Origin of the sequence: Novosphingobium sp. AAP1, from assembly GCF_001295765.1 — a bacterium.
In the GTDB taxonomy this organism is placed as follows: Bacteria; Pseudomonadota; Alphaproteobacteria; order Sphingomonadales; family Sphingomonadaceae; genus Novosphingobium; species Novosphingobium capsulatum.
Genome location: NZ_LJHO01000012.1, coordinates 1 through 13,440, shown reverse-complemented (window position 1 = coordinate 13,440; position 13,440 = coordinate 1). Strand labels below are relative to the sequence as shown.

Annotated in this window: 12 protein-coding genes; 3 read left to right on the top strand and 9 right to left on the bottom strand. The window is 65.8% G+C overall.

What is annotated here, in order from left to right:
- Positions 1–16: 16 nt before the first annotated feature.
- Together IP65_RS16965 and IP65_RS16960 are read right to left on the bottom strand one after the other, a co-directional pair.
- Positions 17–1,339, bottom strand: coding sequence for a diguanylate cyclase (locus tag IP65_RS16965; protein WP_108338589.1), 1,323 nt, complete (start codon positions 1,337–1,339; stop codon positions 17–19).
- Positions 1,340–1,483: 144 nt separating this feature from the next.
- Complete coding sequence (locus IP65_RS16960) at positions 1,484–2,149, bottom strand: YggS family pyridoxal phosphate-dependent enzyme (RefSeq protein ID WP_054132399.1); 666 nt, start codon at positions 2,147–2,149, stop codon at positions 1,484–1,486.
- A 22-nt stretch (positions 2,150–2,171) separates the two neighbouring features.
- Between IP65_RS16960 and IP65_RS16955 the strand changes: the two genes are divergently transcribed.
- Positions 2,172–2,705: a thiamine phosphate synthase gene (locus tag IP65_RS16955; protein WP_054132434.1), complete on the top strand. Its 534-nt coding sequence runs from the start codon at positions 2,172–2,174 to the stop codon at positions 2,703–2,705.
- 92 nt (positions 2,706–2,797) lie between these two features.
- Complete coding sequence (locus tag IP65_RS16950; protein ID WP_054132398.1) at positions 2,798–5,260, top strand: DNA translocase FtsK; 2,463 nt, start codon at positions 2,798–2,800, stop codon at positions 5,258–5,260.
- Between the two features lie 173 nt (positions 5,261–5,433).
- Here IP65_RS16950 and IP65_RS16945 read toward each other — a convergent pair whose 3' ends face one another.
- The 5 genes from IP65_RS16945 to IP65_RS21755 all read right to left on the bottom strand — a co-directional run bounded on the left by IP65_RS16945 (position 5,434) and on the right by IP65_RS21755 (position 9,068).
- Entirely contained in the window at positions 5,434–5,961 is a 528-nt protein-coding gene (locus IP65_RS16945; protein ID WP_022675093.1) for a hypothetical protein, read from the bottom strand.
- A gap of 48 nt (positions 5,962–6,009) precedes the next feature.
- The gene (locus IP65_RS16940) at positions 6,010–7,773 is read right to left on the bottom strand and encodes a transferrin-binding protein-like solute binding protein (protein WP_054132397.1); all 1,764 of its coding nucleotides are present in this window, start codon (positions 7,771–7,773) and stop codon (positions 6,010–6,012) included.
- A 137-nt stretch (positions 7,774–7,910) separates the two neighbouring features.
- Positions 7,911–8,312, bottom strand: a complete 402-nt coding sequence (locus IP65_RS16935) for a thioesterase family protein (RefSeq protein ID WP_054132396.1) — start codon at positions 8,310–8,312, stop codon at positions 7,911–7,913.
- A 2-nt stretch (positions 8,313–8,314) separates the two neighbouring features.
- A complete protein-coding gene (locus IP65_RS16930) occupies positions 8,315–8,731 on the bottom strand; it encodes a secondary thiamine-phosphate synthase enzyme YjbQ (RefSeq protein ID WP_054132433.1) in 417 nt (138 codons plus the stop codon).
- Positions 8,732–8,810: 79 nt separating this feature from the next.
- The gene (locus tag IP65_RS21755) at positions 8,811–9,068 is read right to left on the bottom strand and encodes a hypothetical protein (RefSeq protein WP_171800885.1); all 258 of its coding nucleotides are present in this window, start codon (positions 9,066–9,068) and stop codon (positions 8,811–8,813) included.
- On the opposite strand from IP65_RS21755, the gene IP65_RS16925 reads away from it, so the two are divergent.
- The gene (locus IP65_RS16925; protein ID WP_231627763.1) at positions 9,067–11,340 is read left to right on the top strand and encodes a TonB-dependent siderophore receptor; all 2,274 of its coding nucleotides are present in this window, start codon (positions 9,067–9,069) and stop codon (positions 11,338–11,340) included. The genes IP65_RS21755 and IP65_RS16925 overlap by 2 nt on opposite strands.
- Positions 11,341–11,380: 40 nt before the next feature.
- On the opposite strand, the gene IP65_RS16920 is transcribed toward IP65_RS16925, so the two are convergent.
- Positions 11,381–12,250 carry an amidohydrolase family protein gene (locus IP65_RS16920; RefSeq protein ID WP_022675098.1) on the bottom strand — a complete coding sequence of 290 codons (870 nt, stop codon included), beginning with the start codon at positions 12,248–12,250 and terminating at the stop codon, positions 11,381–11,383.
- 109 nt (positions 12,251–12,359) lie between these two features.
- Positions 12,360–13,421, bottom strand: coding sequence for a 4-oxalomesaconate tautomerase (locus IP65_RS16915; protein WP_022675099.1), 1,062 nt, complete (start codon positions 13,419–13,421; stop codon positions 12,360–12,362).
- Positions 13,422–13,440 lie beyond the last annotated feature (19 nt).

The following is a 13,440-nucleotide window of genomic DNA, read 5'->3' as shown; positions in this document are numbered from 1 at the left end:
ACAAGACCTGGCGCGTTCAGGTCTTGTCCGTCACCCGGGCCACCGTCAGGCCCGAGGTGACGCGTTCGGCCGCGAACACGCAGTTCTTGCCCGATGCCTTGGCCAGATAGAGCGAGGCATCGGCATCGGGGATCAGTTCCTCGCCCCTGACCGACGTTTCCGGCATGGCCGCCACGCCCAGCGAGGCGCTGACCGGGCAGCCCTGGATATCGGTCACGCCGAGCACGCGCAGGCGGATCTGCTCGGCCTTGGCCACGGCATCGGCCAGCGCGCAATCGGGCAGGATGGCGATGATCTCTTCCCCGCCATAGCGGCAGACTACGTCTGTGGGGCGCAGCGCCCCAACGATCTGCGCCGCCACGTCGCGCAGCACCGCATCGCCCTTGGCATGGCCATAGCTGTCGTTGAGTTCCTTGAAGTTATCCAGATCGATCATGATCACTGCGGTGGGATTGCCCGATCGCTGCGACAGCGCAATCAGGCGCTCCAGCGTGTCTTCCATATAGCGCCGGTTATAGAGGCCGGTCAGCGAATCGCGCAGCGACTGGGTGCGCAGCCGATCGCGCAGCGCGATGTTGGACAAAGCCAGCGACATCGAATCCGCCAGCGCCGTGCCGAGATGGCGCAAGTTGGCCAGTTCCTCGCCCCCCGCCAGCGCCACTGGCGCATCGCTGCGCGCCAGCACGAGCAGGCCCTGTACCTGGCCACCGGCCATCATCGGAATTTCCAGCACGGCATTGTCGCCGCCATGGTGCGAGCAGCACAGCCCGCCTTCGACCGGCGCATTCACGTGCGCCTTGCCGCGCTTCAACGCCCAGCAGTGGCTCGGCGCCAACGAATCGGGTGCGACATAGCCATCCGGCAAGTCCCACTGGCGCGCCAGGTCCAACCGATCGCGTGAATTGTTGAGCACATAGAGCGCCGCGCCGTGCCCACCCAGCAGGCGCCGCGCGGTGACCATCAGGACGGCGCCGGCTTCCTCGTTGGTTTCGGCGGCCTGCAACATGTCGGTCATGGCAAAGAGTTCGGCGGTGCGCCGCCGCGCTGCCTCTGAATCCGCGCGCATGTGCTGTTCGTGGTTGTGATGGGTGATCAGGATCGTGCGAAAGCCCAGCAGCGATGTGGCCACGGCCACCTGCAAGCCCAGCGCCAGCACCAGCAGCATGTCGTTGCCGCCAGGCTGCCAGCGGTCGAGCATTTCGTGCACCGCCACCAGGGCGATGGACAGCAGCTGCAGCGCGATCGCGCCATTATACATCAGGCCCAGGCGCTGCCGCGTGGTGCCGCGCCATTCCGGCAGGCGCAGCCGACGCAGGAATGGCGCTTGCTCGTCCACCACGCTCAGAAAGCTCCCGTTCCGAAACCTGCATCGTCCCGGGGGATGCCGGGCACGGCCATTCTTACGGACAGGGCAGGTGGAGCAGGCTGAACGCGCGCCTGCGCATGAATGCCTATGATGGGTGGCGCAGGCCGCTAACGATGATCAGCCGCGCGCGCCAAACAGGGCAGAGCCGACGCGCACATGCGTGGCGCCCAGCTGGATCGCGGTTTCAAAGTCGTCGCTCATGCCCATCGATCGGCCGGCCAGGCCATTGTCGGCGGCCAGCTTGTCGAGCAGGGCAAAGAACGGCGCGGCCTCGATCCCCGCCGGGGGTACGCACATCAGCCCGATCACCGGCAGTTCGGCCGATCGCGCCTCGGTCAGCAAGGCAGGCAGATCGGCAATGGCGCAGCCGCCCTTCTGCTCTTCGGCGCCGATGTTGACCTGCACGAACAGCGGCACGCGGCGCCCGGCCTTGTCCATCGCGCGGGCGAGCGCGGTCAGCAGTGAGGGGCGATCGAGCGAATGGATGCAATCGAACAGCGCCACGGCCTCTTCGGCCTTGTTCGATTGCAGCTGGCCGACCAGGTGCAGTTCCAGCCCGGCATGCTCCTCGCGCAGCGGCGCCCACTTGGCCTGGGCTTCCTGCACGCGGTTTTCGCCGAACACGGTTTGCCCGGCGGCGATCAGCGGCCGGATCGCCTCGGCCGGGTGGGTTTTCGAAACGGCCACCAGCGTCACCTCGGCAGGGGCGCGGCGGGCAATGCGCGCAGCCTGGGCGATGCGGGCGCGAATGTCTTCAAGCGGGGTATGCTCTGGTCCGGTCATGGCGCGGTGCTATAGCGTCGTCATGGCAAAGCGCTACCCCGTGCCGCGATTGGTCCTGCTCAGCGATGCGCGCAACGATGCCGTGCTGGCCCGCGCCCTGGCGCGCCTGCCGCGCGGTAGTGCACTGGTGTTCCGCCACTACCACTTGGCGCCCGAGGCGAGCCGCCAGCGCTGGGCCGCGCTGCGCCGCCTGGCGGCGCCGCGCGGCGTGGCGCTGATCGCAGCGGGCGCGCGTTGCGGCCGGGGCGGGCAGGGGCGCTATGGCGCGCCGGATGCCTTGGGGCGCGAATCCGGGTTGCGCCTGGCCACGGCCCATTCCCTGCGCGAAATCGCGGCGGCGGCGCGGGTGCGTGCCGATGCCGTGCTGCTGTCTCCCGTGCTGCCCACGCGCAGCCATCCCGGCGCGCCGGTGCTGGGCATGGTGCGCTTCCTGCTGCTGGCGCGCCACAGCCCGGTGCCGGTCCTGGCGCTGGGCGGGATGAACCGCGCCGCCGCGCGCCGCCTGCCACGCCAGGGTGCCGTGCAGGGCTGGGCCGCAATCGACGGACTGTCGTGAAAATCCGCGCAATTCCGTGGGTTTTCTTGGGCGATTCTTGACCCCGGCAGCGCTTGGGGCGATGATGGCGCCAGAAGGGAATATTCAGCATCATGGCTTCGCGGGCACTCACCCCCAACCGTTCGACCGCGCCTGGCGGCGGGAAACTCGGCCCTGGCCGGGGCAACCCCAACTGGCGCGCCGTGCTGCGGCGCAGCTTTCGCCGCAGTTTCGAGCTGATCGGCGGCGCCACGCTGTTTGGCGCCATGGTGTTCCTCGCGCTGGCGCTGGTCAGCTATACCCAGACCGATCCTTCCGGCAGCACCGCCTCGGGCAGCCCGGTGGACAATTGGATGGGCCTGCCCGGCGCCTGGGCGGCGGAACGCGTGCTGGTGCTGTTCGGCCTGCCCGGCGGCCTGCTGGTGCCGCTGCTGTTCGTGTTTGCCCGCCGCCTGTGGGATGCCGCCGGTGACCTGATCGACGTGGACGAGGATGAAGAAGCGCCCGCGCCCGAACCGGCCTGGTGGCGCCTGTCGCTCGGCCTGTCGGTGGCGATGATGCTGTCGGGCACGGCGCTGGCGCTGGCGTTCACCGGCCCGGGCGGCAGCCTGCCCGCCGGGTTTGGCGGCGCCACTGGCCTGCTCGGCGCGGCCGGGGTGCGCGCGCTGGCTGGCCTGGTGCCGGTGGCGCAGGGCTGGATCATCCTGGCCATCGCGTTGCTCGCCTTTGGCGGCGGCCTGTTCCTGACCGGGCGCGTCTTTGCGCTCGATTGGGCGCGGCTGCTGTCGATCCCGGCGTTTCTGCGCCGCACTCCGCGCGAGGCGGCGGCCGACGGCGCCCCGGCCCGCCAGCGCCGCGCGCCCAAGGCCAAGGCCGCAGCCGGCGGTGACGCCCTGCTCGCCGATGATGACGATGGCGCCGATGATGACGCGCCGCCGTTCGATACCCGCGCGCCGGTGATCCCGGCGGATGCTGCCGCGCCCCGCCGCCCTACCGAGATCAGCGATCCGCAGCGCACCCCTGCGCCTGCGGCCAAGGCGCAGGCCCGGCAAAGCGACCTGTTCGACAAGTTCGCGCTACCCGCGATCGACATTCTCGAGGAAATTCCCGCCTCGGCCCAGCCCAAGATCGACAAGCTCGCGCTGGAACGCAACGCGCGCCTGCTCGAAAACGTGCTCGACGATTTCAACGTCAAGGGCGAGATCACCGCCGTGCGCACCGGCCCGGTGGTGACGATGTACGAGCTCGAACCCGCGCCCGGCATCAAGGCCAGCCGCGTGATCGGCCTGGCCGACGATATCGCCCGCAACATGAGCGCGGTGTCGGCACGCGTCTCGGCCATTCCCGGCCGCACCGTGATGGGCATCGAATTGCCCAACCAGATCCGCGACATGGTCTCGTTCCGCGAGTTGGTGGCGTGCGACAAGTTCGTCAATGCCAAGGGCCTCTTGCCGATCATCCTGGGCAAGGACATTGCCGGCGAACCGATCGTGGCCGATCTGGCCACCATGCCCCACCTGCTCGTCGCCGGCACCACCGGCTCGGGCAAGTCGGTGGGCTTGAACTGCATCCTGCTGTCGCTGCTCTATCGGCTTACCCCGGCGCAGTGCCGCATGATCCTGGTCGATCCCAAGGTGCTCGAACTCAAGTCCTACGACGATATCCCGCACCTCCTCTCGCCCGTGGTGACCGAGCCGGCCAAGGCCGTGCGCGCGCTCAAGTGGGCGGTCGAGGAAATGGAGCGGCGCTATCGCCAGATGTCGTCGATTGGCGTGCGCAACCTGTCGGGCTTCAACGAAAAGGTCCGCGCTGCCCAGGCCAAGGGCAAGCCGCTCGGCCGCCGCATCCAGGTCGGCTTCGATCCCGAGACCGGCGAGGAACTGTTCGAGGAACAGCAGCTCGAATACCAGGTGCTGCCGCAGATCGTGGTGATCGTCGACGAACTGGCCGATCTCATGGTCAGCGTCGGCAAGGAAATCGAAGTCCTGATCCAGCGCCTCTCGCAAAAGAGCCGCGCCGCCGGCATCCACCTGATCATGGCCACGCAACGCCCCTCGGTCGATGTCATCACCGGCGTGATCAAGGCCAACTTGCCCACGCGCATTTCCTTTGCCGTGACCAGCCGCATCGACAGCCGCACGATCCTGGGTGAACAGGGCGCCGAACAGCTGCTTGGCAAGGGCGACATGCTCTACAAGCCCAGCACCGACCCGATCAAACGCGTCCATGGTCCCTTCGTCAGCGACGAGGAAGTGGAGCGCGTGGCCGATCACTGGCGCGGCCAGGGCAAGCCGGAATACGTCGATTCGGTCACCGAGGAACCCGAGGAAGGCTCGTACGGCTTCGACGAACTCGACACCTCCGACAATCCCGAAGACCGCAAGTATCGCCAGGTCTGCCAGCTCGTGTTCGAAAGCCAGAAGGCCTCCGCCAGCTGGATTCAGCGCCAGATGGGCGTGGGCTACAACACCGCGTCCAAGTGGGTCGAACGCATGGAGCAGGATGGCCTGGTCGGCCCGGCCAACCACGTCGGCCGCCGCGAGATCTACCGCGACAAGGATGGCAACCCGCTGTAACCCCGGATGGCTTGCAATGCCCGGTCACCGGGCAATGGCCCTTCGACAAGCTCAGGGCGAACGGCCTGGGAAAAGGCTTGTTACCCGTTGGGGATGCTTTCGGGCCATAGATCCTCCCCGTCACCGACGGGGAGGGGGTCCGCCCGCGCAGCGGGTGGTGGAGGGGTGTTCCCTCAGGCCGCCCGCAGCGCCACGGTCGCCTCGCCGACCAGCGCGGTCACCTCTGCCTCGGTCAACACCCGGCGCGGGTCATAGCCCAGGCCCAGGCGCGCAGTGCGGCGCCAGGCATCGCAGAACAGGCCCTTGTTGGGGCCAAACGCCCGCAGCACATGGGCAGCCAGGCGCGGCGGCGCGTCGGGCGCATAGGCGCGTGAAAACAGCGCCATGTCGGCCACCCACGGCCCGATCATTACCCAGCCATGGTCATCGGCCACCACTTCGCCCGCCACGCTCAGCGTGCCTTCGACCACCATGATCGGCGCATCGAGGGCACGGGCCAGGTGCACGGCATAGGCAGCGCCCAGCATCGGCGCGGTCACGTCCTTGCCCGCCATGACCTTGAGCACGTCCTGCGCGCGGGTGGCCATCAGCGCCTTGTCGTCCTCGCTCGGGCTCCACGCCTTGAACGTGCGCGCGGTTTCCCACGAATGGCTGGCGGCGATCAGGCGCGAAAGGCGGGTCAGGGCAAGCGATGCGGTCATGACCGCGGCCCTTAGGCGCAAAGCGGTCCTAGGCAAAGGGGGACTGGATCACTTGCCCTGCTTGCCCACGATCACACCGCCCACGGGAATATTGCTGCCACCCTTGGGATCGCGCATCCCAATGAGCCAGGTCGCATAGAATTCTTCAGCATGCGGACCGGTGAACTGCCCCTTGATCGAACCGCGGGTGTCGCCGCTGAATGGCAGGTTGATGATTTTGTCAAAGGTGCCCGCAAACGTTGCCTTGCCTGCGTCGCCCGTGCCGGAAAAAGCATAGGCGCCAAGCGCGTAGGACGTTCCGGTATCGCGGTCTGTCGCCACGGGGTTGAGCGTGCCGGTCAAGGTTGCCGCGCCGAAGTTGTACGCCATGCGCGCGTCTCCGCTGATCGCATAGGGCCGGGTGTTGCCATCAGACGGAACCCCGGAATAGCCCAGGATCACGCCATTGTATGTAGCGCTGCCGCTGCTCGGCACCGCTGAGGCCGGCGTCGCCTCGCCAAAGCCATAGGCGAAATCGGTGTAGGGGAATGTGGAGGATTGCGACGGTGCCAGTACCGTTTCAGACGTGCCAAAGCCGGTATAGGTCAACGCAATCAGCGGATTGCTGGGGCCGGGGCGCGAAACGCGCAGCGTGCCCGCGCTCAACGAACTCGCTTGCGTCGTAACGGAATAGGCATCGTACGTGGCGTCGCTGTGCGCCGCGTCGCGGATCGCGGGCGTGAGCGCACGTGGATTTCCGGAATATCCGTCGATCCCAGCACGTATCGTCAGCGCCTTCTGCGTTTCGGAATAGGTAATGTACAACGAGCGCGTTGTCAGGTTTTGCTGGTCCCACCGTGTGGAGCGGCCATAGCTGACGGCCACGGCTGCCCCGCCCAGGTCTTCGTTGATTACCAGGTTCGCCAGGCCATTGTTGGATGGCATCGTCGCGGTGTCGCGGCCCAGGATCGTGCCGCTCGCCACCACGTTGTCGTAAAGGTTGGTGTTCCAGACCGCGCCGAACTCTTCATGATGGGGGCCATAGAAACGGCCGTCGATCGCACCCGGCCGCGCGCCGAAGTTGAAGCTGCCGGAAAACGTCGTGCTACCTGCTTTCAGCTTTGCCTGTGACGTCCAGTTTAAAGTGCCTTCATACAGGCTATTTCTGTAACGATCGATCGTGCCGCTGCCAACCAGGCCGCCGCTGGCGAAATCCACCTGGAAGCGACCGCCGCCTGTCAGCACATAGTTTTGCTGAGGATAGCCGGCCTGCCCATCAAGGCGCACACCGAATGTGGCCGTCCCGGTGGTCGGCATGGCCGATGCGGGCGTGGGGACGCCATAGGTGAAATAGTCCATGGTCGTTGTGGCGTTCGGCCCATCGGTCTGCGTCCGTTGCCAAAGGCCGGCACCGACATAGCGGAAAAGGGGTGCGTCGGGCGTGCCGGGATCGGTCGTATTCGTGCTGAGCGACAGTGTCTCCGTCAGCGCGCCTTCGCTGCGCTTGTAAACCGTGGCTGCGGCATTGCTGAGCGTGGCATCCTTTTGCGCCGGTCCGAAATCCTGTGTCCGCCCTTGCGTGGCAATCGTGTAGGTCTGCGTGGATGCCTTGTATTCGATCGTCAAAGGCTTGCTTGTAACCGTGTTCGGCTGGGCGGACGTGATCGGTTGATAGGCCGTCTGGGTTTTTGCATCGTTGACGAAGGCCTCGCTGACCAGGCTGCCCACCAGATCGTCGTTGGTCGGCTTGGGCGGGGGAGAAGGCGGCGGGTTGGGAGAGTTCGTGCTGGCAACGCCACCGCCATCGCCACACGCGGCGAGCAGAACCGCCAACACAAGTGCCGAATACCGTGTCGCTCTGCAACACCGTTGGAGACCAGCGCGCGCCATGATTCGATCCTTGTCAAAAAACAGAATAGATCCAACTTGGCGCCATAATACGCTATTTTACATATTGTTCCAGCAATGCTTTACGCCTGAGAGTAAAAGGGCGCTGCCACTTCTGCAGGAACGCGAACCAGGCGCCCGCTGCTTTTATCGATCAGGGCCCAGGTCGTGCGCGCGCTGACGATCACTTTGCCGGTCGCGTTGGCGAAATCGACGCAGCGGTCGAACCGCGCGCCGTGGGGCGGATCGGGAATGAAGGTGGTGGCCACCACGCTCTCGCCTTGGCCAACATTGCCGCGATAGTCGATCTCGTGCCGGGTCACCACCCAGACATAGGCCGCCACGTGTTCCGGTGGCGCCACCGTTTCCCAATGCCGCGTGGCGATCTGTTCCATCCAGCGCACCCACACCGCGTTGTTCACGTGGCCCAGCTCGTCGATATGCTCGGGCAGGGCGGTGAACGTGCAAGAGAACTGTGCCGTCATGATCACGCGCCCAACAGGTGCAGCACGATCTGGCGGCGATGCGCCATGCGGCGGTGCTCGCACAGGTAGATGCCTTGCCAGGTGCCAAGCGCGAGCTGCCCACCTAGCAGCGGGATCGACAGGCTCACCCCGGTCAGAATGCTTTTCAAATGGGCCGGCATGTCGTCCGGGCCTTCATCGTCGTGGGCATAGGCCGCGCTTTCCGGTGCCAGGCGATCGAGCCAGCGCACGATATCGCCGCGCACCTCGCGCGCGGCATTTTCCTGGATGCACAGCGAGGCCGAGGTGTGGCGGCAGAACAGCGTGAGCAGCCCGCTGTCCATGCCCTGGGCCGCCACCCACTGCGCGGTTTCGCGGGTGAATTCGTGCAGGCCGGGGCCGGGCGTATGCAGGGTCAGCGTGGTGCTGGCCTGGCGCAGCGGCGCGGCTTGCACCGCGTCGGCGGGGTGAAGGGCTTGGCTCATGACCGCATCAGCCTGGCATGGGGCGCCGGCCATGTCACCCTGGTTTTGCGCGGGTTAATAAAAAATGAGAATCATTATCAACATGGTTGATTATGAAAATCACTCGCAATAAAGCGCTACCCATCCGGACCGGGCGCCGCTGCCTGATCCGCGCAAAGGGGAAAAATTCCATCATGATCAATGCATCCCGGTCTCGTCGCGCGTCACCCATGCCAAGCGGGCACGTGCCTGCCGCCTCGCCCTTGCGTCCCGCATTTCTCGCCGCCGGCTGTATCGGCGTGATCGCCGCCATGCCGGCCCAGGCCCAGGATGCCGCGCAAACCGTGCTGGGCGGGGTGACCGTGACCGATACCGCGATCGCGCAAGCGCCGGTCAAGGTAGAGCGGGCGGAATCGCCCAAGTATGTGCGCCCGCTGCTCGATACCCCGCAGACGGTCACCGTGGTCGGCCGCGCGGTGATCGAGGCGCAGAACCTCTTGTCGCTCAAGGATGCGCTGTCGATCCTGCCCGGCATTACCCTGGGCGCGGGCGAAGGCGGCGGCGGCTATGGTGACAGCATCAATCTGCGTGGGCAAAGCGCAAATACCGATATCCAGATCGATGGCGTGCGCGACAGCGCGCAGTATTCCCGCAGCGACCTGTTCAATATCGAGCAGGTGGAAGTGACCAACGGCGCCAATTCGGTGTTCAGCGGCTCGGGCTCGATCGGCGGAACGGTCAACCTGGTCAGCAAGCGGCCCAAGGACGAAACCAGCACCACCGTGCAGGGCGGGGTAGGCACGGCCAATTACTGGCGCGGCACGGTGGACAGCAACTGGCAACTGGGCAGCGAGGTCGCCGTGCGCCTCAACGCCATGGGCCACAGCGCCGATGTGCCCGGCCGTGATTTCGAATACAGCCGCCGCTGGGGCGTGGCGCCGTCGATCAAGTTCGGGCTGACCGGCGATACCAGCCTGACGCTGCTGTACCTGCACCAGCGTGACAAGAATATCCCGCAATATGGCGTGCCCTATTACGCGGTCTATGGCGGCTTGCTGCCCGGCGCCAGCTATGCCGGCTATTACGGTTACAAGAACTACGATCGCCAGGAACAGACGGTGGACCAGGCCACCGCCATCCTCGACCACCGCTTTTCCGATGCGGTCTCGATCCGCAATCTGGCGCGCTACCAAAAGGTCAAGCAGGATACCTTCGTCGATCCGCCGCAGGGTGCCTGGTGCTTGGCCAACGGCACGCTGGCCAATTCGACCGGCGCGGCCACGGCCTGCTCGCCAACCCAGGCGGCGGGCACCTATTACCCCAGCGGTCCGCGTGGGCTGTTCCGCCTGACCGACACCTCGATCTGGTATGACCAGGTTGATCTTTCCGCCAAGGTCTCCACTTTCGGCCTCGAACACACCCTGGCACTGGGCGCGGCATATTCGCAGGAAGATTATGACGTCGATTCCGGCAACGGGTTGCGCAATGCCAATGGCACCACGCCCACACTCGATGCGATCAACATCGCCAATCCCAATGCCATCTATACCGGGCCGGTAAACTACATCACCACGGCCATTGCCCATGGCTCCACCCGCAACATCGCGCTCTATGCGTTCGATGCGGTCAAGCTGGGCGGCGGGTTCGAAGTGAATGGCGGCATTCGCTGGGAAAGCAACCGCGCCCGCTATCGCAGCGATACCGTGGCGGTCAGCGGCGCGGTGACCACCGGCGCGCCGCAGAACAACACCGACGACTTGTTCAGCTATCGCCTGGGCCTGGTCTACAAGCCGGTGGCCAACGCCAGCCTCTATGTCGCCTACGGCAACAGCAAGACACCGGCCTCGTCCACCGTGCGCAGCGGTTGCGGCGTGACCAGCACGACTCTGCTGGGCGACCCCTGCAACGTTGCCCCGCAAACCGCCGTCAATTTCGAACTGGGCGGCAAGGTCGATCTGGCGCAGGGCAAGCTGCAATTCACCGCCTCGGTGTTCCGCAACGAGCGCACCAACTATCCCGTCGCCGCCAACGATCCGCTGGTCGGCACCACCAACGTGCTCGACGGGCGCAGCCAGGTCGATGGCGTGTCGCTGGGCCTGTCGGGCAAGATCACGCCCGCCTGGACGATCTTTGCCAACGCCATGTACCTCGATGGCGTGATCAAGCAGTCGATCTCGAATTACTGCAAGAACCACCTGGGCGCCACGCAGACGCTGCCCACGGGCGGTAGCGTGACCTGCCCCACCAGCGACGTGCAGGCCGGCAACCCGGTCACCAACACGCCACGCTGGTCGGGCAGCCTCTACACCAGCTATCACCTGCCGTTCGGGCTGGAGGTGGGCTATGGCCTCACCTACCAGGGCAGCTGGTATCTCACCAATTCCACCGGCGCGCCGATGTACAAGGCGCCGTCATACCTCACCCACCGCATTTCGCTGGGTTACAAGCTGGACAACGGCCTTTCGGCACAGATCAACGTGCAGAACCTGACCGACGAGAAGTACTACACGTCGATCCGCAACAATGGCTGGGCCGTGCCGGGTGAAGGGCGCTCCGCGGTGCTCACCCTGGGCTATGCGTTCTGACCCACAAGAAAGGGGGCGATCATCTCGCCCCCTTCGTTGCTCAATCGGCCCAATAAAGCTTGGTCGGATTGTCGATCAGCAGCTTGCGCTGCAATTCCTCGGTCGGCGCGATGCGCGGGATCATGTCGACCAGGTGCCCGTCATCGGGAATGGCATCCTGCATGTTGGGATGCGGCCAGTCGGTGCCCCACAGCACCCGGTCCTGATAGTCCGCCACCAGCGGCGCCACCGCATCGGCAAAGGCATTCCACGGGTCCCCTGATGGGTCGAGCCGGTCGGGGCAGGTCGCCTTGAACCAGATATCGGGCCGCGAATCGAGGAACGCGCGAAACGCCTTCATGTCGGCCCCGTCGGGTCCCTGGGTCACGTCAGGCCGGCCCATGTGGTCGATCACCAAGGGCACTGGAATGGCGTCCATGAACGGGCGCAGTTCGTCCAGGATATCGGCCTCGAAATAGATCACCACGTGCCAGCCAGCGGGCAGGCGCTTGGCCACGTCCAGGAACTTGTCCTTGGGCGCATCATCCACCAGCCGCTTCAGGAAATTGAAGCGGATGCCACGGATGCCGCCCACGTGCAGCGCGGCGAGATCAGCCTCGGAAATCGCCGGATCGACCACGGCCACGCCGCGCGCCTTGCCTTGGCTCTTGGCAATGGCATCGAGCGTGGCGGCATTGTCGGTGCCATGGCAGCTCGCCTGGACGATCACGTTCTTGGCAAAGCCCAGGTGATCGCGCAGCGCAAACAGCATATCCGGCCCGGCGTCTTCGGGCAGGTACTTGGCCTTGGCGCTGAACGGAAACTGCGCCATCGGGCCAAACACATGGCAATGCGCATCAATCGCGCCGGCCGGCGGCGTATAGCGCGGCTTCGACGGGTTGCCGTGCCAGGAAATGATACGGTCGGTCATGGTCTTGTCCTTGAAAACCGGGCTTCGACACGCTCAGCCCGAACGGCAACCTATTTGAAATCTCGCACGCCGTTCGCCCTGAGCCTGTCGCAGGGCGAGAAGCACACGTTCACCCGAACACCACCCCATCCATCAGCTTGCGCGCGGTGCGCAGCAGGGCGGCGGTCTTGACCGCGCCGCTCTCGTCTACCTCCAGCACGCAGCTCATTTCGCCGGTGGGATGCTCCACCGACAGGGTCTTGCGGCTGCCTTCGCCCACTTGCGCGACCTCGGCCGCCGGAGAGCCTTCGAGCAGGCAGGCCGTCGCCACCGACACCGCGCCCAGCACGCCGATCGTGGCATGTGCGCGATGCGGGATGAAGCTGCGCACCGTGATCGCGCCACCGTGCTTGGGCGGGGCCACCAGCATCATCTTGGGCACCGACTTTTCCTTCACGTCGCCCAGGTTCATCAGCGGGCCCACTTCCAGCCGGATCGCCTCGATCCGCGCTTTCAGGTCGGTCGCATTGTCCAGCCATTCGCGGTCTTCATAGCCGGTGATGCCCACGTCTTGCGCCTTCATCACCACGCAGGGCATGCCATTGTCGATCAGCGTCACGGCCACGCCTTGGATCGTATCGGCCACGTTGCCGGTGGGCAGCAGCGCCCCGCACGAGGAACCGGCCGTATCGCGAAATTCCAGCGGCACCGGGGCATGGGTGCCGGGCACGCCATCGATCGCGGCCTGGCCGGCATAGCTGACCGTGCCGCCCGGAGTCTGCACCGTCGCCACGGCCACTTGCCCGGTGTTTTCCATGAAGATCGCCACGCGGGTTTCATCGCCCGTCGCCGCCACCAGCCCGCGCTCGATCGCAAACGGGCCAACGCCCGCCAGGATATTGCCGCAGTTCTGCGCGTCGGTCACGATCGCCTGGTCGACGAAGACCTGCAGGAACAGGTAATCGACATCGATCCCCTCGCGCGTGGACTTGCTCACCACGGCCACCTTGCTGGTCAGCGGATCGGCGCCGCCCATCCCGTCGATCTGGCGCGGATCGGGCGAGCCCATCACCGCCAGCAGAAAGGCATCGCGCGCCGCCACGTCGGTGGGCAGATCGCTCTTGAGGAAATAGCCGCCCTTCGACGTGCCGCCGCGCATCCACATGCAGGGGGCGGAAAAACCGGTGGTCATGAACAACACTCCTGCCGTC